At 54.1% G+C, this 19,567-nt stretch carries 18 protein-coding genes and 1 tRNA gene; 8 read left to right on the top strand and 11 right to left on the bottom strand.

What is annotated here, in order from left to right:
- The first annotated feature begins 99 nt into the window (after positions 1 to 99).
- Positions 100 to 258 (top strand): KGG domain-containing protein, encoded by a 159-nt coding sequence (locus M0814_RS20615; protein WP_003222499.1) that lies wholly within the window; start codon positions 100 to 102, stop codon positions 256 to 258.
- 75 nt (positions 259 to 333) lie between these two features.
- The gene (locus tag M0814_RS20610) at positions 334 to 837 is read left to right on the top strand and encodes a DUF4142 domain-containing protein (protein ID WP_003222501.1); all 504 of its coding nucleotides are present in this window, start codon (positions 334 to 336) and stop codon (positions 835 to 837) included.
- Between the two features lie 99 nt (positions 838 to 936).
- Here M0814_RS20610 and M0814_RS20605 read toward each other — a convergent pair whose 3' ends face one another.
- The 3 genes from M0814_RS20605 to M0814_RS20595 all read right to left on the bottom strand — a co-directional run bounded on the left by M0814_RS20605 (position 937) and on the right by M0814_RS20595 (position 2,635).
- On the bottom strand, positions 937 to 1,347 hold the full coding sequence (locus M0814_RS20605; RefSeq protein WP_003222503.1) for a low affinity iron permease family protein: 411 nt from the start codon (positions 1,345 to 1,347) through the stop codon (positions 937 to 939).
- Positions 1,348 to 1,467: 120 nt separating this feature from the next.
- Complete coding sequence (locus M0814_RS20600; protein ID WP_103485689.1) at positions 1,468 to 2,007, bottom strand: AidA/PixA family protein; 540 nt, start codon at positions 2,005 to 2,007, stop codon at positions 1,468 to 1,470.
- A gap of 124 nt (positions 2,008 to 2,131) precedes the next feature.
- Complete coding sequence (locus M0814_RS20595) at positions 2,132 to 2,635, bottom strand: inclusion body family protein (RefSeq protein ID WP_003222506.1); 504 nt, start codon at positions 2,633 to 2,635, stop codon at positions 2,132 to 2,134.
- A gap of 373 nt (positions 2,636 to 3,008) precedes the next feature.
- Between M0814_RS20595 and tam the strand changes: the two genes are divergently transcribed.
- Positions 3,009 to 3,779 (top strand): trans-aconitate 2-methyltransferase, encoded by a 771-nt coding sequence (gene tam, locus M0814_RS20590; protein ID WP_103485690.1) that lies wholly within the window; start codon positions 3,009 to 3,011, stop codon positions 3,777 to 3,779.
- Between the two features lie 126 nt (positions 3,780 to 3,905).
- Here tam and M0814_RS20585 read toward each other — a convergent pair whose 3' ends face one another.
- The 8 genes from M0814_RS20585 to M0814_RS20550 all read right to left on the bottom strand — a co-directional run bounded on the left by M0814_RS20585 (position 3,906) and on the right by M0814_RS20550 (position 10,592).
- Positions 3,906 to 4,634: a class I SAM-dependent methyltransferase gene (locus M0814_RS20585; RefSeq protein ID WP_103485691.1), complete on the bottom strand. Its 729-nt coding sequence runs from the start codon at positions 4,632 to 4,634 to the stop codon at positions 3,906 to 3,908.
- 229 nt (positions 4,635 to 4,863) lie between these two features.
- Positions 4,864 to 6,123: a type II toxin-antitoxin system HipA family toxin gene (locus tag M0814_RS20580; RefSeq protein ID WP_103485692.1), complete on the bottom strand. Its 1,260-nt coding sequence runs from the start codon at positions 6,121 to 6,123 to the stop codon at positions 4,864 to 4,866.
- Entirely contained in the window at positions 6,116 to 6,433 is a 318-nt protein-coding gene (locus tag M0814_RS20575) for a helix-turn-helix transcriptional regulator (RefSeq protein ID WP_003222513.1), read from the bottom strand. Before M0814_RS20575 ends, M0814_RS20580 begins: the two co-directional genes overlap by 8 nt.
- Positions 6,434 to 6,722: 289 nt before the next feature.
- A tRNA-Gly gene (locus tag M0814_RS20570) sits at positions 6,723 to 6,796 on the bottom strand.
- Positions 6,797 to 6,954: 158 nt separating this feature from the next.
- Positions 6,955 to 7,839: an alpha/beta hydrolase gene (locus tag M0814_RS20565; RefSeq protein ID WP_103485693.1), complete on the bottom strand. Its 885-nt coding sequence runs from the start codon at positions 7,837 to 7,839 to the stop codon at positions 6,955 to 6,957.
- A gap of 316 nt (positions 7,840 to 8,155) precedes the next feature.
- Entirely contained in the window at positions 8,156 to 8,848 is a 693-nt protein-coding gene (locus M0814_RS20560; protein ID WP_103485694.1) for a pseudouridine synthase, read from the bottom strand.
- Between the two features lie 33 nt (positions 8,849 to 8,881).
- Positions 8,882 to 9,112: a cysteine-rich CWC family protein gene (locus tag M0814_RS20555; protein ID WP_003222518.1), complete on the bottom strand. Its 231-nt coding sequence runs from the start codon at positions 9,110 to 9,112 to the stop codon at positions 8,882 to 8,884.
- Entirely contained in the window at positions 9,105 to 10,592 is a 1,488-nt protein-coding gene (locus M0814_RS20550; protein WP_103485695.1) for a sensor domain-containing diguanylate cyclase, read from the bottom strand. The genes M0814_RS20555 and M0814_RS20550 overlap by 8 nt, the downstream gene beginning before the upstream one ends.
- A gap of 261 nt (positions 10,593 to 10,853) precedes the next feature.
- Here M0814_RS20550 and M0814_RS20545 point away from each other — a divergent pair, with 261 nt between their 5' ends.
- From M0814_RS20545 to M0814_RS20525, 5 genes are all read left to right on the top strand, one after another.
- Positions 10,854 to 11,120: a hypothetical protein gene (locus M0814_RS20545; protein ID WP_003222522.1), complete on the top strand. Its 267-nt coding sequence runs from the start codon at positions 10,854 to 10,856 to the stop codon at positions 11,118 to 11,120.
- Between the two features lie 180 nt (positions 11,121 to 11,300).
- The gene (locus tag M0814_RS20540; protein ID WP_003222524.1) at positions 11,301 to 11,699 is read left to right on the top strand and encodes a hypothetical protein; all 399 of its coding nucleotides are present in this window, start codon (positions 11,301 to 11,303) and stop codon (positions 11,697 to 11,699) included.
- A gap of 201 nt (positions 11,700 to 11,900) precedes the next feature.
- Complete coding sequence (locus M0814_RS20535) at positions 11,901 to 13,109, top strand: glycosyltransferase family 4 protein (protein WP_103485696.1); 1,209 nt, start codon at positions 11,901 to 11,903, stop codon at positions 13,107 to 13,109.
- Positions 13,110 to 13,144: 35 nt separating this feature from the next.
- Positions 13,145 to 14,005 (top strand): hypothetical protein, encoded by an 861-nt coding sequence (locus M0814_RS20530; protein ID WP_103485697.1) that lies wholly within the window; start codon positions 13,145 to 13,147, stop codon positions 14,003 to 14,005.
- Positions 14,006 to 14,007: 2 nt separating this feature from the next.
- A complete protein-coding gene (locus tag M0814_RS20525; RefSeq protein WP_103485698.1) occupies positions 14,008 to 19,530 on the top strand; it encodes a calcium-binding protein in 5,523 nt (1,840 codons plus the stop codon).
- Positions 19,531 to 19,567 lie beyond the last annotated feature (37 nt).

Here is a 19,567-nt window from a genome sequence, read left to right as displayed (position 1 = left end):
CGCGGCGCGGGCAACTTTTCTAAACCTTTATCGGTCCGGCAATTCTCAATCTAGGCGGGCACCTGCTCGCCAACGATCAACACCAAGAGGAAGAGAATCATGCCTAATTCAAGAAACTCGAACTCGGGAAACTTCGCCAATGATCGAACCAAGGCCTCTGAAGCCGGTCGCAAAGGTGGGAAAACCACCACCACGACAGTCGACAAAGAGCCTGCGAAAACCGAAATGGGCCGCAAGCCAGCTCAGAAGTCGAAGTAGTCGGTGAGGTAGTTTTGATTGAGAGGCGGGGGCGCAAGCCCCCGCTTGAATTTGCAGAGATAGGAGGGCGCGACCATGAGCCGGATGGCCACCCAGATACGTCGTTTCAGTTTTGCCACGCTGTTGGGTTTGTTCGCTGGCAGTGCATTCGCCCAGTCGCCTGCCGACTTCATCAACGATGCGTCCGCCAAAGGCATGGCCGACATCGAAGCCAGTCGTCTGGCGCACCAGAAATCCGACTCCAAAGAGGTCAAGGATTACACCATCGTCGTGATCAATGACCGCACCACGGCCAATCAGCATCTGGCAAAGATCGCGAAAAAGCTCGACTTGCCCGTCGCACCTCGTGAAGAAATTGCCGACAAGGCCAAAACCATGATCCCGCAGGTGAAAGACGGTGAAACCTTCGATCAGGCCTACGCCGCAAGCCAGGTGAAAGCGACCGAAGAAGCTATTCAGCAGATCCAGCAGGAAGCGCAGTCAACCGACGTTCCGGAAATCAAGGCATTTGCCGACGAGACGTTGCCAAAACTGCAAAACCATCTGGAAATGGCGCGAGCGCTGCAAGCCAGCCGCTGATCCCGCTTACAAGTCAAAAGATCGCCGCCTGCGGCAACTCCTGCACCATTCCATGTAGGAGCTGACGAAGGCTGCGATCTTTTGCTTTTTTGACTTTACTCAGCAGTCATTCAAATCCTGCTTCGGCTTGCTCTTCTCTCCCAGTCCATCAAGATTGAACACCTCGCTTTCCCCCAGGCTACGGTAATGCTTGCGCAGCGCCTCCAATTGTTTGAGGTCCAGCGATTCCAAGCCAAGCATCGCGTTTTGCGCTTCCTTGTTTACCCGCAACAACTCATCGAGCTTCAGATGCAGGATGTCCGTATCGCGGTTCTGCGTGTTCTGGATCAGGAACACCATCAGAAAGGTGATGATGGTAGTCGAGGTGTTGATGATCAGTTGCCAGGTGTCATTGAAATGAAAAATCGGCCCACTCAGCCCCCACAGAAAAATCAGGATCAACGCGCCCATGAAGGTTTTTGGGCTACCGGCCCAAAGGGCCAGGGTCTGGGATATTTTTGCGAATTTCATTGCGGTGTTCCTTATTGGGAGACGCTAGAAATTCAGACAGTGAGGGCGTTGCGAAAATTCTGTTTTTCGTTGCCTGTCCATGAAAAACCGGTCTTGCGACCGGCTCATACATGAGTAGGCTCAGGACGTCAGTTCGACCCCCACCTGCCACTGAAAGTACCCCGCCACTTCACATTGCTGATTGACCAGCATGAACGTTAATCCGCACTGGACAGTGCCAGGTGTTTTCGGGGTGCAGGCCCAAAAATGATCGTCTGCCTTGCGGCTGCCCGGCACGGTGGGGGATTCGGGGTTGGGCGCGGGGACGGTAAGGCCGGTGTGGATTTCCAGTTTGGGCACAGTAAGAACGCCGCTGTCATCGACGGTCATGCGACAGGCCACCACGCTGTGCTCGGCGATCAGGCTGACGCTTCTGACGCGAAAGTGAACATCACGGTCCATCACGACTAAGACTTTGTTAGTGCTGTCATTTGTAACTATTTCTTTTGAGTTATTACCCGTGGCGAAAAAGATAAATCCATCGGCAATGTCTGTAGGGTTGGCGGGGTCCTGGCTGGGTGTTGGATAGTGCGCAAGCAGAGATTCGGCATCGACGATCAGCAATACATTCTGCGCGCTGTCGACGGTGGAAGAGGGGGAGGTGATCGGTTCGGAAGTCATCATGGATTCCTTTCATGATGGTGGCGCGAGAAGGCAATCGCTTCGGTCGAGGAAGTCATCCTGTTCCATACGGGTCGTCAATCGAAAGAGGAGGCCCATTGTTTCCAAAAGGCCTCGAATAGCATTAATTGCGGATGGTAATGAATGGGTCCCAGGAGCAGCAGCCGACGATTTTGCAGCTACGGTCGACGATCAGGAAGTGGAAGTGATAGGTAACGCTGCCACAGTCCAGAGTCTCGGATGACCAGTAATGGTTATCGACTTTCTGGCAGCTCGGCACTGACGGATCGCTGGTATTAGGTACTGCAACGCAGGCTGTTGCCTTACGCGGGGTCGGTGTCGAGATCAGTTCACTACCTTTGTTGCCGATGAATTTGTAGAAAATTACTGCTGTTTCGAAACTCTGCGACAGACTGGTTTCACGCCAGCGAATCAGATCGCCGACTTGAGCCTTGAGGTTCAGTTCACCCCCGGCCTGGCCACTGACCACGTTGTCCTGATTAGTGACCATGTACACATGATTGACATCAATCATGGTCGGTGAGGCAGGGCTTTTACTGATGTTTGGATACTTTTTCAAAATGGTTTCGGTGTCGATGGAAACCAGAATATCCGTAACTCGAGACATGGTGAGGCTCCTTTTTCATAGTGAACGTCGGACTGCAATCCAGGCACGACGACGCTTGCTTGCCGTATGGCTTTTGCGAGCACACTACTGGGGGAACCCATCGGTCATGAGAGACGCGCAGGCCGTGTTCCTTGCACGAAATCAGATGAGTCGGGTTCCTTCCGACTGCCGCAAATTGACTATAGGTTTGATTTTTTAGCTGTCAAAAATGCGTGTTAATGGTTCGACGGACGGTCGTTGATTGCATAAGAATCGCCCAATTGGCGATAAGCAGCCCGCCCGCTGACATCGTTTGCAATCAGTCGCTCTGGAACTGCTCGCATGGCTGCCTGTATTGTGACGAACCGCTGAAGTGTCCCGACAGGAGAACGCAATGAGTTGGTCCGCCAGACAATACGTCGCTTTCGAAGATGAACGCACCCGCCCGGCCCGTGATCTGCTGGCGGCGATCCCCACGGTTCAGGCGCGATCGGTGGTCGATATCGGTTGCGGCCCGGGTAACTCCACCGAGCTGCTGGTGCCGCGTTTTGAGCAGGCCCAGGTCAGGGGCCTCGACAGTTCGCCGGACATGGTCAACGCCGCGCGCAAGCGCATGCCGCAGTTGCAGTTCGAGGTCGCAGAAATCGATAGTTGGGCGGATCAAGGCCCGTTCGATGTGATTTTCGCCAACGCGGTATTGCAGTGGGTACCGGATCACGGGACGTTGCTGCCGGCGCTGGTGGGTAAGCTGTCGGACGGTGGCAGTCTGGCGATCCAGATGCCGGACAACCTCGACGAACCTTCCCATCGACTGATGCGCGAAGTCGCCGCCAACGGCCCGTGGGCCGCGAAACTGGCAGGCGCCGCCGGACAGCGCACCGACATGGCCAGCGCCAGCGAATACTTCTCGATGTTGCGTCCGCACTGCTCGCGGGTCGATGTGTGGCGCACCACCTATCACCATCAGTTGTCCGGTGGAGCGGCGGGGATCGTGGAGTGGTTCAAGGGCAGTGGCTTGATTCCGTTTCTGAGCCCGCTGAGCGAAGAGGAGCGGACGCAGTATCTGCAGCAGTATCTGGCGGCTGTTGCCGAGGCGTATCCGGCGTTGCCTGATGGTTCGGTGCTGTTGCCGTTTCCACGGCTATTCATCGTCGCGACTCGCTAAAGGCAAACAACAATTCTGTGGCGAGGGAGCTTGCTCCCGCTGGACTGCGAAGCAGGCCCAAGGTCTTCGGGGCACTTCGCGCCCCAGCGGGAGCAAGCTCCCTCGCCACAATGCATGTTTCGCCAGTTAGCGCTGTACCGCCACCAACATCATCATCGGCCGCTCCCGCTCTTCAGCCAGCGCCGGTTGCGCCGCCACCTCCGCATCGCTCGGCCCCCATTCGTTGACATGGCGAATGGCAAAACCCGCCGCAATCAACGAATTCAACAGCGTGCCCATCGTGCGGTGCTGCTTGATCACCCCTTCGGCCAGCCAGTTGGTCACCCGTTCGCCTTCCATCTGATAACTGTCCAGCGGCCAGCGCTTGCGACCGTCGCTGTCGATCAACCAGCCTGGATTGCGCGGGGCCATGAAGATCGGGTGTTCGATGGAGAACACAAAATGCGAACCCGGTTTCAACGCTGCGTACAGATGAGCGAACAGCCCTGGCAGATCCTTGATGTAATGCAGCGCCAGTGAACTGTAGGCGAGATCGAAACTGCACGCTGGGAGATCGAGATGCTCAAGATCGGCGCGTTCATAGCGGATGTTCGCCGCCGCAGTGGTTTCGCGCGCGCGCTCCAGCATCTTTTCCGAGACATCCAGCCCCAGCACATGGGCGGCGCCATGTTCACTGGCCCAACGGCTGAACCAGCCATAGCCGCAGCCGAGGTCGACCACATTAAGATCATGCATCGACGGCAACAACGCTTTGAGCGCCGGCCATTCCGGCGCGGCATCGAGGCCGCCGATCGAGCGGTTCATCTGGCTGTAACCCTGAAAAAATTCCGGGTCGTCGTAAATGTTTTGCGTCATGAGTGAGTGGCTCTTTTGAGTTCGGTCATCAGCGGCACAGTGGCCGCGCCATGGAGTCCCTCGAAAGTCAAAACGCGTATTCGTCGATGGCCGCGCAGGGGGAGGGTGGTGGGTGAAGTGGGAATCCTACTGGGTCGTGGGGACGGTGAGAACCGTGGGTGTGTTGCGGATCTGTAATGTCGGAAAAATCTTCAGGGTTTCAAAAAATGTGATTTGCAAGGATATGCAGTCATCGCAACAGCTTGATGTTGTGATCAATTCGGCTTTGAATGGTACGCAGGGTTTCCTGAGTGATCACGCCAGGATAAAGATCATTTGCCATAGTCGAGAATTGGCTGGATACGTCGCAAAAGCGCTCAATGATAACTCCTGCCTCATAGGCACCCACCTCCGCTTCTTCTGCCAGTCCAAGCATGGCCTTTCGGTCGATTTCCAGCGCTTCGCCCATCACATCCATCTGGTGATACCCACCCGGCCCCTCGCAAAAGGTCACATCGTAGGCCGGGGCTAATTTCCAATCGCCAGCTCGCGACATGGTGTAGGCAAAGTTCTTGGGATGATCATCCCGGTTGTGGAACGCAACGTTGAAAACAGCACGCTCGAACGCCCGTGCTTTTTCACGTACATCATTGGTACATCTTTGGGTGGCGCGCAGGAAGTTGACATAGTCCAATGCCCCCGGAGAGCGAAAATCTGCACCGGTAAAGGCTGCGAGGCTTTGCATGGGGACGCGTAGTCCGTCTTGTCGATCAAACCGTCTGCTGGCGAAGGCAGCCATTCCATCTGACAGACTGAAGTACTGCGTATCCGGCGTTTGAATGCCGCAGAGGCGCAAGCAAGCGGCATAAACCATTTCGATGGCGCACACTTCGGGATGTTCGTGTTGGGCAGGGAATTTCACCAGCCATGCTTCAAAACCTGGAGTGGCAGCTGTGGTGAACGTCCCGGTGTCGGGGGCGCGATAGACCAGAGCCTTGGGTCTGGCACCTTGCGGAGAGCCTCCAACCAGCAGCAACTTATGAAGAAGCTCGCCCCCTTCACCTTTCAGCACTTGCCGCACTTCGGCTGCAAGTAACTCAATGGGAACATGCATTTGTGGTTCTAGTACGTCAGGTGCCACAGGCTTGAACGACATGGCACCCATGGCATTGTTGCCGATGTAGGCCAGTCGCTCCAAAGGTCCGATGCGTGCGGGATTCAGGCCGCGACGTTTGAATAGACGATCCATCAGCAGCATGCCCCAGCCGTCGGGCAGCGAGTCATAGACGGGGCCTGGCAATCCCAACTGATGTGGCGGGAAATCCCGGCTTAATTTGGCGCCTTGCAAAGGAAGTTTCAGGGACGAAAGTTCGAGTCCTCTTTTTTTCGCTTCGTCGCTGTACTCAAACACCACCAGCGGCCGACCGGTCAGCGCTGTGGTGGAAGCCAGCGTGCCCCACTGCCAATGTTCACCCCAGCCCTCGTAGTAGACGTCTACTTTCTCAAGCATTGTCGGATTTCCTTTTGATGCGGTAACGCTTGGCACTGTTTTCGTAGCGCAGGATGTCGTCCAGAGTTTCAAGCTTTGGCAAGAACAGGTTTTCGAGTTCCTTACTGCGCCCAAGTACCATGGCAACACGTACCAGATTTTCGAAGCCCACATTACGCCCGGCTTCAAGATTGGATACCGTATTGGTTCCGATGCCGGCACGTGCGGCCACGTCCGCTTGTGTCATTTCCAGAGCGAGTCGATCAGTGCGTAGACGTTCACAGATCCGCTTGACGATCTCACTTGGCTTGCTAAGGCTTAAATCCAACATAATGGGTCTTACACCTCAAAAGCTACTTTAAAGCCGGTAATTCTGGATTTATCCAGGAACTTGTCATTCATGCACTATTCCTGATTATTGTGGCTTATCTTTTGAAAATCGCAATAACCCACAGAAAAATGGAATTATCCAAATTTGGGTTGAGGAGAGGTTCGAGTCAGGAGAATCATCATTCATGGTGTGTTCCCACAAATCCCGGACACAAAAAAACCGGCCCTGTAGGCCGGTTTTTTCTGTTTCTGCATCCCCCGTCACAACCACGACGTGAGACCCGATTGAGTGGAGCGGGTAGAGGGAATCGAACCCTCAACTAAAGCTTGGGAAGCTTTCGTTTTGCCACTAAACTATACCCGCTCAGAGCGGCTGACTTTGTACCAGAGTCGAGCGCGGATTTGAAGTTTTTCTTTTGCCCGCAGCGCGTTACAGCATTGAAAACGGTCATTCGCGGGCGAATCTGCAGGTAATCAGCGCTGGCTTCTCAGCCCCACAGACTCACTCGCGACGACGCTTTTTCAAATGGCCGATGCATGGTGATCCTGGACGAACGAGTAACGCGTTCGGCTCGACTGCTGTGACGGTTTCAGGAAACCAAGCAGGGCATTCTGGCTGTCACGGCAAGCCGCCTTGTGCTCCATGTCGAGAAAATGCCCGGTGGCCTGCAGCGTGGTGAAGGTGCTTTGTGCCACGTGGTTGCCGAATATCCGTGCGTCTTCGGCGGCGGTGTACTCATCCCATTCGCCGTTGAGGAACAGCACCGGCACGTTGATCCTTTTCGCCGCATTCAGGTAGCACTGACGATCACTGTGCAACACGTCGTTGATGTGAAAGTGCATCTGCCCGTATTCGTGCTCGGCCAGACTGCTGACGTGGCGATAGTTGAAGCGCTTGAACAGTGACGGCAGGTGTTTGCCGATAGTGTTGTTGACCAGGTGCCCGACCCGGTCGCCGTCGCGCTGGCCGAGATAATCGACACCGCGCTCCAGGTAATCCAGCATGTGCGCGTTGATCACCGGCGAGAACGAGCTGATCACGGCTTTTTCGATGCGCCGCGGCTGCTGGGCCAAGGCAACCAGGGTGGCCGCGCCGCCCCAGGAAAACGACAGCACGTGTTCGGCACCGAAATGGTCGATCAGCTCCAGCAGAATCTGCCCTTCGACTTCCTTCGTCAGATGTTTCTCGTGGCGGTTGTGGATTTTAGACCTGCCCGCGTAGGGCTGGTCGTAGCAAACCACGTTGAATTGCGGGTGCAGATTTTTCACGGTTTGAGCAAACGACGCAGTCGTGGCCATCGAGCCGTTGACCAGGATGATGGTCTTTTCTGCGGCGTCTGCGCGATAGAACTCCGTGTAAACCCGATACTGACCCTGTATATCCAGCACAGCGATTTCTGGCCTCATGTCATAAGACTCCTGGCAAGCAAGCGGGTATGCGCGCAAATAGAGATTGCACGAGCTTTGTGACAGGTAGGCATACGCCTGGAGTTTGGGGCCCATGTCGATCCGGAACGGCAGGTCGACGGGTATTATTATTGGCGGGCAGTCTGCCGGGGGAGGTGGAGCCTTTGAGGCTCTCTACCGGCAAAAAGGTTGCTTTGATGTACTGCGTGACTAATCGGTCACAATTTGGCCGACGTCCTGATTCAAGCAGGGGGATCAGGATCGCGCAAGTGCCGTTGGTGAATTGTTCGACAACTTCTGCTGAGCGGTCGCCGGCTTAGAACAAATGGATCTCTTCGGTGCGCAATGCGCGGTACTCGCCCGGTTTTAGCGCGTTATCGAGCAACAGCGGGCCCATGGATTCGCGGTGCAGGCGCAACACTTTGTTGTTGAAGTGACCAAACATGCGCTTCACCTGATGGTATCGACCCTCGACGATGCTCAGACGCCCCGCCCTCGGGCCGAGCACTTCGAGTTGCGCCGGTTGCGTGGTCAGGTTCTCGAAGGCGAAGTAGATGCCCTCGGCAAACGTGACTGCATACTCCGGCCCGATCTCCTGTTCGGTCTCGACGTAATAGACCTTCGGCAGTTTGGTCTGCGGTTGGGTCAGCCGTCGCGACCAGCCGCCATCGTTGGTGATCAGCATCAGCCCGGTGGTGTTGAAGTCGAGGCGACCGGCGATGTGCAGGTCGTCCTTGTCCGGCTCGTGGATCAGATCGAGCACGGTCGGGTGCTGCGGATCGCGGGTGGCGCTGACGCACCCCGGCGGTTTGTGCAGCATGAAGTAGCGCGCCGGTTTGCCGAGTTGCAAGACTTCTTCGTCGACTTCGACGCGGCTGAATTCCAACACTTCGCTGTGCGGGTCGCTGACAACTTTTCCGTCGATCCGCACACGCTTTTCCACCAGCAACAGACGAACCTGCTGACGGTTGTAGCGGGGCAGGTTGCTGAGGAAACGGTCGACGCGCATGGTCAGGAATCGGCGGATAAAGGGGCGCGTATCTTACGGGATCGGCCGCGCCGCTGCTTGCAGTTGCGCCTCGACCTGCGCGCAGCGCGGGCACAGGCAGGATTTATTGCGCAGTTCGGCCGGCAGGGCTTCGAGCACTGCCGGGTCGATGCTCACGCCATAGCACCAGCAGGTCTGGTCGGCAGTGCGCGGGTCGGCCAGGGTGCAGTCGTTGCGGGCGCCGCAGGCCGGGCAGAGGTCGGGTTTAGCGTTGGTATCAGGCATAAGTCGAATGAGGCATTTCCACGCAGGTGCGGTTACGGCCGGTTTGTTTGGCTCGGTACATCGCATGATCGGCCCGGGACAGCAGCGTGTGCAAGGTGTCATCCGCTTGCAGGGTGGTGGCGCCGATGCTCACGGTCAGACTCAGGCTGTGGCCATCGTAGGAATACGCCTGTTGTTCGACGTGTCGGCGGATCTTCTCGGCAATCTTCTGAGCGGTTTCGCCGTCGGTGTCCTTCAGCAATACGATAAATTCCTCACCGCCCCAACGGCAGACAATGTCGGAATGGCGCAGGCAACTTTGCAGGTCGCGGGCGAAGCCGATCAGCACCTGATCGCCGGCCATGTGCCCGTAGGTGTCGTTCAATGTTTTGAAGTGATCCAGGTCCAGCAACAGTGCCGTCAGGGGCTTCGGCTCGCGTTGCGCTTCGTGCAGGGCCTGCACGGCGAGCAGGTCGAAGCCGCGGCGGTTCGGCAATTCAGTGAGGCTGTCGAGCGTGGCCTGCGTCTGAATCTTGCGCTGATAACGCCGGATCACCCGATTGAGCAGGGCCAGCACGCCCAGTGTCACCAGCAGGCAGATCAGCAGATTGAGGTACAGCGACTGACGGATGTCACTGAGCGCGCCATCCTCGCGCTTGTCGACGAACAGATACCAGTGCAACTCCGGGATGTAACGTACGTTGAGAAAATGTCCCTGACCGTGGGCGGAGTATTCGTAACTGCCGCTGTGGGGCTTGGGTAACTGGCTGATCAGGCTTTTCATACTGGCGAGTTCGCTGAGGCTTTGCCCGATGTGCGCACCTTCCGGGCCGCCGCTGGCACCGGTGAGCACCAGTCGCCCGAAGGCATCGACGAAGTAGACGCTGCGTTGATAACGCTGCTGGTACTTGTCGATGAGCTTGATCACCGCGTCCACCGTCAGGCCTACGCCCGCGGCACCAATGAAGCGGTTGTCGTAGTCGTAGACCTTGTAGTTGATGAAGAAAGTCAGGTTGTCCTTGTTGGCCAGATCCGGGTCGACGTTGATCTCGTACGGGTCTTTCATGTCGCGCACGCGGAAGTACCAGGCGTCGCGCGGCTCATCGATCCTGACCTGCTTGAGCACGCCTTTGGCGTGGTAGTACGTGTGGCTGCTGTCGGAGACGAAGAACGCGGTGTAGGCGCCGTAGTGGGTCATGACCTCGTCGAGGTAGCGGGTCATTTTTACCGGGTCTTTTTCACCGTTCACCACCCAGTCGCGCATGAACGTATCGCGGGACATCATCGAGGAAATCAGGATCGGTCTGACGAGGTCTTTCTGGATTTCCGAATAAACGGTGTCGGATGTCAGCGGCAGTTCGGTGTTGACGATGCTGTCGCGGATCGACGCCCGTGAGGCGTAATAGCTGAGCAAGGAAGTGGCGAGGAAGCCGGCACCAAGCAGTGCGACCAGAGTCAGCACCAGCGAGCGTTGGGAGTACAGCGCAGATCTGTGCGGCATGGGCGGTTCCGTTGGCAGATGAGCCGATGGCAGCATTCTAGTGGCACTGCCGGGAAATAACTGCTCCATACGCGGCGCAAATGGTCGTTCCTGTATTTCTGGGCATTTGCACCGTTCAACGCTCCCACAGGGGGATTCTCAGGGGGAGTGACACCGCTGATCTGAAGCTTGGCTGAGTCCGGCACTTGCCCCGGGCCTGACAGTCAAAACTGTGTCGGCTGCGCTGTCCTGCTGCGGTCGTGGGTCTTTCAGGAGGCCGTCATGCGTGTTCAGAAACTGTTTCGTCGAGTGTTGCTCGGTGCAGTGCTCGGGCTTGGGCTGTCCGGATGTTATTACTACGGGCCTCCCGCCGATGTTTACTACGCCGCTCCCTACTACTATCCCGGCTACTACTCACCTTATTACTACGGCGGATATTACGGCCCGCGCTACTACGGCGGCGCCCGTTACTATTACGGTGGTTACGGCTATCGCGGTGGTTATGGTCGCGGTTACCACGGCGGCGGCTATCACGGTGGACACCACTGAGCGACGGCTGAATGACAGTGTTTTGCAAATGAACAGGATTTCATCAATCACATGTTTCAACTTGTTACGGAAGCGCACCAGATTCGGAAAACGCTGTCAGATCATTCGTCAGTCACCGAATAACCGACTGATGCCTGCCAGCGTCGCTGGTGTGGCTCACTCGCGGTCCAGGAGGCCGCCATGTATCGACGAATTCTACTGCTTGCTGCGATGATGTTTTCCGTTGCCGGTTGCGCTCCCTACTCCTACGCAGATAGCTATTACAGCTCGGAGGTCTACACCTCACCCGCTCCGGCGTACTACAACACTGGTGGCACGTATTACAGCGGTGGCAGCACTTATTACTCGGCACCGCGCTACTATCAGCCTGCGCCGCGTTACTACCAGCCCGCGCCACGGTATTACTCGCAACCGCGCTACTACCAGCCGGCCCCGCGCTATTACGAAAGCCGTCGCTGGCACGACAATGATCGCGGGCGCTGGGACGGCCACCGCGGTGGTGGTTGGGACCGTGACCGCGGCGGCCGAGATCATCACGGTGATCGGGGTGACCACGGCGGGCGAGGCGGTCGCTGGTAATCATCCGCAAACAAAAAAGCGGCGCATTGAGCGCCGCTTTTTTTGTACCTGTTGAAAATTCGTATGTTGCTCCATCTCCTAGGAAGTTCTCGGAAGCCTCCTACAGTTTTATTTCTGAATAATTGTTAGCGTTTGTATGCGCCTATTGAAGCTGGAAGCTTTCAATTTACGGAGCTATATAAACACGGAAGTTTTTCAGGCATGCATTTACTTATCATTCATCAAAATTTTCCCGGTCAATTTCGCCATGTTGCATTGGAGGCGCGTCAGAGGGGGTTCAAAGTACTTGCAATTGGTCGTGATACGGCACCGGGTATTGCCGGGGTGAAACTGCTTCGGTATCGGTCTTCAATAAGAGACTCGAATAGTAGCCATGTTTATTTGCATGGATATCAAGCGGCTGTGTTGGATGGGCAGCGTGTTTTGGTTTTGTTGAAGAAACTTAAGCAGCAGGGTTATCGCCCCGATGTGATTCTTGCTCATCCCGGGTGGGGTGAAACGTTATTTATCAAGGATGTATATCCGAATGCACCACTGATTCACCTCTGTGAATATTATTATCGAGCGCAGGGGGCAGACTCAGGTTTTGACCCTGAATTTCCACGTGCGTCCGATGCTTCCTCAAAATTAAGAATTTTGAACTCAATGCATCTGTTGAATCTGGAACAGTGTGATATTGGAATTGCCCCAACAGAGTGGCAACGAAGTCTTTTTCCGAAAAGCTATCAGTCCAAAATTCGCGTGATTCATGAAGGTGTCATCCAAGCGCCTCATGCCGAGAAAGTTAAGGCTGTAACTTTAACCAGTGGCTGTGTACTTAAGGCACATCAGCCAATAGTGACGTACGTTGCCAGAAACCTTGAACCCTATCGTGGATTTCATACATTTATGAGGTCCATTAGCCATATTCAGGCTGAGTGTCCGACCGCTCAAATAGTCATTGTGGGTGGAGATGAAGTCAGCTATGGGCGGAGGCCTGTTGGGTATGAGAATTGGCGAGACAAGATGTTATCGGAGGTGGATTGCGATGTTTCCAATGTGCATTTCACCGGGAAGCTGCCTTACCAGAAATATAGAGCTGTTCTGCAAGTTTCAACGGTGCATGTTTACTTGACGTATCCGTTCGTTTTGTCCTGGTCCTTATTGGAGGCCATGTCGGCTGGCTGTGTGGTAGTCGCTTCTGATACAGCTCCGGTGAAGGAGGTCGTTGTTCACGGGTGCAATGGGATTCTTGTCGATTTTTTCCAGGTTGAATCAATAGCTGCCAATGTATGCAGCGTTTTAAATTATCCCGGTGATTTTGAATCTATCAGAAAAGCTGCGCGGCTAACGGCAAACAGTTTTGATGTCAGTGCTGGTCTGAAGGGCTATTTTCAGGTTTTTGAAGATGCGATGGCTGGTCGATTCTAACTAGAGTTTTCGTCATTTTAAAAGGGAGATTTGAAATGTTCAAAATGTCACGCAAGGAAGCCTTTAGACGTTGTAAAGCCTTACTGAAGTATGGTCTGGTTTTGCTGGTGTGCTATTGGGTGGTGGATTTTTATATTGAATGGGAGGAGGCGGCAGAACGCAGGGCGATTTACCAAAAGGAACAAGGTGACTGCAGTAAAAAACTGGCGGGTATGGAACAGGTGCCAATACCGGGCGGGAGTCTTCTTGATCGGAGTCGGATACCCGGATTTTATTTCGGATCGAATTTGAGAAGTGACGGGTCATGTATAGCCGAGACTCTCGAGGGATCATTTTGGTGGACGGGTACCGAACTTCGTACGGAGTATGAGATGAGCGGGATAGAAAAGCCTTCCAGTTGGGGGTATTTCCGGCTTGCGGCCAGACTCTACACCCGGAAGGAACGCACTGAGCCGCACAGCATGGGGTATCGACATGCAGATTGGCCGGATGATCTGATTGTGGAACTAAAAAATTATCCAGGATTAGAGCTTTGGCTTAATGCTCCTCCGCCTCATTTCAAGAATGAGTTTTCCATTACCACATTTGTTATGCGTAATTGGCGCCGGCATGACGGAACACCTCGGACGATAAGTTGTGATGGATTGAATCATCCTGGCGACAAGATTCAGACCGCTGGTTTGGGCAAACAAGACTTGTTGAAGCTTAACAAAGAACAGTTGGAAAATTTGGACTTTGGAGTGTTACAGACCTACTGCACAGTCGAGCTCTACAGTTTTGATTTTGCAGGTGGGGACGGACGTATCGGGCTGGACACAAGTTCGTTACGAGGTGCGCCTGAAGCGATTAAATTTGTAAGCGACTATCTTTCACGCTCCATAATTACAGGGAAGTAACTATGAGTTATGTTTTTGATGATTTAGAAAAGTCAATGGTGCTACAGGTTGCGAATACTTCTGAGGGGATGTGGTTTGATCAGGATGCTGAGAGGTATATAGCCTCTGCGGAACAGGGGCGAAACTGTGCTTCCTTTTATCGGGTTTTATCTAAAATCATTGGCGAAAAATTTTCTGAGGATATTCTCTTCGAGAAAGATGTAATTGATGTTTTGAAGAGTGCCAGACTTTGGCTTGATGTCGCAATTGATGCTAATGGTGGGCAGGGGGCTTACTCCGCTTTGATTCGCGCCTACACCATGCGGCAAGGAGAACTTCGATTACGTAAGAGGTTTACAGAGTCGAAAATGCAGGCCTCCTCAAATCAGGTTGCAGTAAATTTCATGAATATACTGTTATATGGATCGGTTAAGGGCGATTTGGCCCCTTGGAGAGTGCCCTCAATCAGTCAAATCGCAGGTATTGATGCGAGCGCTATTGGAGAGGTTTTATTCCTTGATGATCTTGGCAAAGACGATACCGCTACAAGCCGTAACGCAGGTTGGTCTGGAACCATCGGTTTCAGCCTGTTAGGTGGCAAACCCCCGTATGAAACCTGGAGACTGATTTCTGCAGGCGACCCCGGCTCAGAAATCAAAGGCAATCATGAACTGGCTAAAGTTAACAGGCTCGATGATTTCAAGAATATTCTATTTGCCATTGACTCATACAGTGTCGGCCTACGCGCGGCGGTCAATAACTTTGGTGTCAATGTGCTTGAGAGCGTGTTTTCGGTAGTGCCTGAGCAAATCAAAATTGCAATGGCCAGTGGAAACACCAATCCCTTGACCCAGTACGTGGTGAAAGGCACACCTGTTTCGCCTATCGTTGATCTGATCTTGCGATATGGCGTAAATGTTTTTTTTGACATGTTCAAGCGAACATACGACGGCGACTCTAATGCCGCGCCCACCACCGAGGAAATGTTTGCGTCCAATGTTTACGCATTTTTCTCAGCGGTTACACCAATTCAATCCCAAAGCATCGTTACCAAGACCATCAGCGAATATGGCAGTGCTACAGCATGGGCCAAGCTCGCCGCGCAAGACACACCGGTTGGCTTGGCTTTGCGCAATTCTCTGAAACAGCTAAGTGAAATAGTCATAGAAAAAGATGACGGTTTTCCCGGTCGTGGCTTGGAACTCTATGATCCTGCCACGGGTGAAGGCTTTATTACTGAGCAGTGGATTTTTGATCGCGCAGAAATGTTGGCCCGGTTGATATCCAGAACCCATGGTTCGTTCGGAGAAAACACACTCCAGAAGTTTTCCTTCACCGATCTCGCATCGGGCAAACAAGCGCCCATGACGACTGGCGTATCCAATCCGCTGGTGATGTTCGGTGACGACGGAGGGCGATCTTTCGGTGGTGCGATAAATGCCGATCATCTGTATGGCGGTGAGGGCAATGACTCGATCAGTGGACTGGCAGGTAATGACGTTATTGAAGGTGCTCGCGGTAACGACTCGTTAAGCGGTGGCGACGGCAATGACGCGCTATACGGGATGGCGGGTGATGATGTTTTGATCGGCGGCAAGGGTAACGATTCTCTGACCGGTGGCGAGGGTAATGATCGGTACGCGTTTTATAGTGGTGACGGAATCGATGAAATGTTCGATGCAAATGCTGATGGGCAGTTATTGATAAATGACCGTCCGATTCCCGCCCTCAAACGCAGTGCTCTTCTGAGCAACACATGGTTCACGCAAGACCGATCCATAACGTTGACGCTCATTGAAGAACTCACGGAAAACACACTGAACATCCGCTACGGCCAGAGCGATCTGATCGTAATCAAGCACTACAGGCCGGGGATGCTGGGTGTTCAGCTCCCCGACTTCGATGGCCACACCTTTTCAACACCCGATCTGGTTATCCAGGGTGACTGGAGAGCTGCCGATACGGACCCCAGTGTTCCCGGTGATCAGCTTTCCTACGATGACTTGGGTAACGTTGTGCTGTTGCCAAATGTAAAACAGAGGAATAAGGCCGACGCACTTTACGGATCGCCCAAAGACGACATCCTCCTTGGGCTTGGCGGCTCTGATCGACTGTTCGGGCAAGCTGGAAACGATCAATTGTTTGGAGACAAACAGTCAACCCTTGAAAAAGCTCTGGCTGATGGTGTCGCCAAGGGGAAGGTCGGTCGTGGCGATTGGCTGGATGGTGGGCAGGGCGATGATCTGCTGGTGGGTACTGCCTCTGGAGACGTGCTGCTCGGTGGCAACGGTCGAGACACACTGGCTGGGGGGGCGGGTGATGACTTCTTGCACGGCGACGATACCACTGGGGTACTGGAGCAAAACTGGAAATATAAACGACATGAAGTCGTTCTTGCCCAAGGCGTCATCAGCTTGCGCACCACCTTCGACAAATCCTCCGTGAAAGATGCATTGGAAGGAGGCAACGACGTTCTGTACGGCCAAGGCGGGAGAGATGTTCTCTGCGGCGGTTGGGGCGAGGATGTGTTGGATGGCGGAACTGAAGATGATCAGCTGAGCGGCGACGGGGGGGACGACACCCTGACGGGCGGCAGTGGCAACGACACATTGTTCGGAGACAACCTTGATTGGGGTGGAGGACTCCAAAGCGGACACCATGGCAACGATCTGCTGGAGGGAGGCAGTGGCGACGACGCTCTCGCTGGCAACGGCGGTAGCGACGTCTTGTATGGCGGCCCCGGCAATGATGCCCTGAAGGGGGATGACGACGTATTGGATGGTGTGGCGGGTGACGCTAGCCATTTCTTCGGACGTGACTTTCTGGACGGTGGTGCGGGCGATGACACCCTTTGGGGCGGCGGTGCTGATGATTTGCTGTTTGGTGGGGCAGGAAATGACGAGCTGGTTGGCGATTACTACGACCATCCGATTCGCCACCACGGTGATGATTTCCTTGATGGCGGTATGGGTGACGACACGCTCCAGGGATTGGGTGGCTCCGACACACTGATAGGCGGGCCGGGCGCTGATGCTCTGGATGGTGACCAGCCAAACCTGCAATCCGGCGGCACCAATGATGACCTCGTTCGAGGCGGTGCCGGAAACGACACCCTTTGGGGGGGCTTGGGCGCCGATACGCTTTACGGCGGTGCTGACGATGACTTGATGTCTGGCGACTACGAGCAGACGCCTGAAAGCGAACAGGGTGCAGATTATCTGGACGGTGGTTCAGGCAACGACACGTTGCTGGGCGGCGGTGGAAACGACACGTTATTTGGCGGGGAGGGTGTGGACTATCTGCGCGGTCACTCAGGAAATAATGTGTTTGATGGCGGGGCCGGTAACGACTACCTGGAAGCGGGGGGCGGAGATGATATTTACTATTTCGGCGCCGGTGATGGGCTTGATGTAGTTGTAGACGACGGTGGCAACAATGTCATGAAGTTCGGAGCCGGTTTTTTTGCGGACAATCTGAAGATTGAAATTATCGATATTGAAATCGGTCTGGTATTGCGGCTGGCCAACGGAGTGGGTGACGCCGTTCTGATAAAAAATCACGAGACGTGGCGAGACTCAACTTTCAGTTTCAGTGATGGAGTGGTCTTGAGCTACCAGGATGTCATCAAAAAAACGCTTGCTCCGGTAGTTGTGATCGAACCGCCGGTAATGGAAGTGGTGGACAAGGCAGACATAGAAGAAACAGAAGACACGAGTGAATACAGCGGTATCGCAAGCGTTCCCGTCGAGTCAGCCATTGATGTTTCGAGCGAAGGAAATGAGGCTGAATTGGGTAATGGCATTGAAGGGGTGGAAAAATTCCTTGGGGAAATTCAAGGAAGACGTTCGAAAAACAGGCAAGCCACGGGTTTCACCCTCAATGATCAAGGTGTCTGGGTCAGAAATCACATTTTCACGACTGATACGGGTTTCATCACTTATTCCGACTTGATTGACGAAAGCATCGAAAACGGATCCTTGTCTGACACACCGCAGTGGATGAACGCTCCATCTGGCAGAGCTGTGTACAGCGACAGGCAGACGAGCTCTGCATCCCACTCCTATTTCAAAAATACAAAGGTTGAGGGGGCAGCAAACCCATCGAACCATAAACCTCAATATTATCGATCTGGTTCGAGTAGCGGGTTTTCGTTTAAAGCAGGAGACGTGCTGGTAGAGGATAGAAACAAGTCAGGAACTATCGAAGGTTGGTACATCTATCCTGCAGCAAGCTTCAACTCTGGCGAAACTGTCCGTAAAGAATTTCGCCGGGATGTAAAGACCGAAACCATCAAGCACAAGACTGTACAAGGTGACGCCGGCGGCGGACGAGTGAACCTGGAAGTCGGGAATACCTTTCATGGCGGTAAGGGTGATGACCTGATAGTCGCTTATGCGCTTACCCCACTTGATTATGGTTCGGTAAATGACAGATTACCGGGGGCCATACTATCGGCTGGAGCGGGCAACGATACGCTGCTCGGATCCGAGGGGGCCGATTATTTAATCAGCGGTTCAGGGATTGATTGGCTCTACGGTGAAAATGGTGCCGATACCTACACTGTGCAAGCACACGCTGGCGCAACGACCATTATTGCGGATGTACTGAGTCCTGTTTTTCAGCGCCCGGAAGTGGGTGTGACGGGGTGGAAAGACGAGTATGGGCTGATCGATCAAGATGTTGTCATTCTTCCAGATGGGGCAAGGCTGGAAGAGCTGCAGTTAAGTTGGGGGGCGGTGTTGATTGAAACAGTCAATATCGAATTGGCCCCCAATCCGTCACGTGACAACTATCGCCATCCACCTCGGGCGAAGATGCTCTATTCGACCCTCGATATCAAATGGGGGGCTCAGCAGGTTCGTATCGTTTTACCCAATGCAGGGGATCTCCAGGGCTCCGGGATCGAAGTCATAAGGTTTGCCGACGGCACCAGCGCCAGCCTGAAGACTCTTCTGGAGTCTAGTCAACTGGGCCCTGCCCCGGATACTTACCATAATGCCGTCGTCATTGATAATGCGACGCCCGCCCAATCTATTCGAGATGCTCAAACGCTGCCGCTGGTGGGCGGTCACGGTAATGATTTGCTGACTGGTAGCTCTGGCGAGGATGTGCTGCTGGGTGGGCCAGGTAATGACACGTTGTCCGGCGGGGCGGGCGATGATGTTTATAAATATGATGGTCTTGGCAGAGACGTGATTGATAACTCGGGCGGTGGTATTGATGGAATCGATTTTTCAGATGTTGACTTGAATATCGGGCAATTGAAATTCCATCGCGAAGGTGATGATCTGGTAATAGTTGTGAATTACGGTGTTTCACCGAAGATGCGAGTGGCCAATCATTTTTCTGCAGGGGAAAGCGCCATCGGCTATATAAGGGTTAGAGGCGAAGGTAAAGCGACTCAGGACTATACTGCCACTGAAATTGCTGAACGTTTGCATCCTCTTCCTCCGTTAAGAGATGTGGAGGATATCTTGATTAAGAATAACGAGGAGTCGTCAATCGCTATTGCGGAAATAGTTAAGTTTTACGAGTTGAATGTTTAGGTTTAATACGGTCAGTTAAAGCTTGCCCGCGATAGGC

The organism is Pseudomonas sp. MWU12-2020 (assembly GCF_023100605.1).
GTDB classification, from domain to species: domain Bacteria; phylum Pseudomonadota; class Gammaproteobacteria; order Pseudomonadales; family Pseudomonadaceae; genus Aquipseudomonas; species Aquipseudomonas fluorescens_H.
This window is presented reverse-complemented; position numbering and strand designations above follow the sequence as displayed.

Bases quoted from the DNA above. Each gene is read 5' to 3' on its own strand.
- M0814_RS20610 (WP_003222501.1), top strand. From the start codon at position 334: ATGAGCCGGATGGCCACCCAGATACGTCGTTTCAGTTTTGCCACGCTG.
- M0814_RS20595 (WP_003222506.1), bottom strand. From the start codon at position 2,635: ATGTCTCGAGTTACGGATATTCTGGTTTCCATCGACACCGAAACCATT.
- M0814_RS20605 (WP_003222503.1), bottom strand. From the start codon at position 1,347: ATGAAATTCGCAAAAATATCCCAGACCCTGGCCCTTTGGGCCGGTAGC.
- M0814_RS20525 (WP_103485698.1), top strand. From the start codon at position 14,008: ATGAGTTATGTTTTTGATGATTTAGAAAAGTCAATGGTGCTACAGGTT.
- M0814_RS20600 (WP_103485689.1), bottom strand. From the start codon at position 2,007: ATGACTTCCGAACCGATCACCTCCCCCTCTTCCACCGTCGACAGCGCG.
- M0814_RS20585 (WP_103485691.1), bottom strand. From the start codon at position 4,634: ATGACGCAAAACATTTACGACGACCCGGAATTTTTTCAGGGTTACAGC.
- M0814_RS20555 (WP_003222518.1), bottom strand. From the start codon at position 9,112: ATGCCTGATACCAACGCTAAACCCGACCTCTGCCCGGCCTGCGGCGCC.
- tam (WP_103485690.1), top strand. From the start codon at position 3,009: ATGAGTTGGTCCGCCAGACAATACGTCGCTTTCGAAGATGAACGCACC.
- M0814_RS20565 (WP_103485693.1), bottom strand. From the start codon at position 7,839: ATGAGGCCAGAAATCGCTGTGCTGGATATACAGGGTCAGTATCGGGTT.
- M0814_RS20615 (WP_003222499.1), top strand. From the start codon at position 100: ATGCCTAATTCAAGAAACTCGAACTCGGGAAACTTCGCCAATGATCGA.
- M0814_RS20550 (WP_103485695.1), bottom strand. From the start codon at position 10,592: ATGCCGCACAGATCTGCGCTGTACTCCCAACGCTCGCTGGTGCTGACT.
- M0814_RS20530 (WP_103485697.1), top strand. From the start codon at position 13,145: ATGTTCAAAATGTCACGCAAGGAAGCCTTTAGACGTTGTAAAGCCTTA.
- M0814_RS20545 (WP_003222522.1), top strand. From the start codon at position 10,854: ATGCGTGTTCAGAAACTGTTTCGTCGAGTGTTGCTCGGTGCAGTGCTC.
- M0814_RS20580 (WP_103485692.1), bottom strand. From the start codon at position 6,123: ATGCTTGAGAAAGTAGACGTCTACTACGAGGGCTGGGGTGAACATTGG.
- M0814_RS20560 (WP_103485694.1), bottom strand. From the start codon at position 8,848: ATGCGCGTCGACCGTTTCCTCAGCAACCTGCCCCGCTACAACCGTCAG.
- M0814_RS20575 (WP_003222513.1), bottom strand. From the start codon at position 6,433: ATGTTGGATTTAAGCCTTAGCAAGCCAAGTGAGATCGTCAAGCGGATC.
- M0814_RS20535 (WP_103485696.1), top strand. From the start codon at position 11,901: ATGCATTTACTTATCATTCATCAAAATTTTCCCGGTCAATTTCGCCAT.
- M0814_RS20540 (WP_003222524.1), top strand. From the start codon at position 11,301: ATGTATCGACGAATTCTACTGCTTGCTGCGATGATGTTTTCCGTTGCC.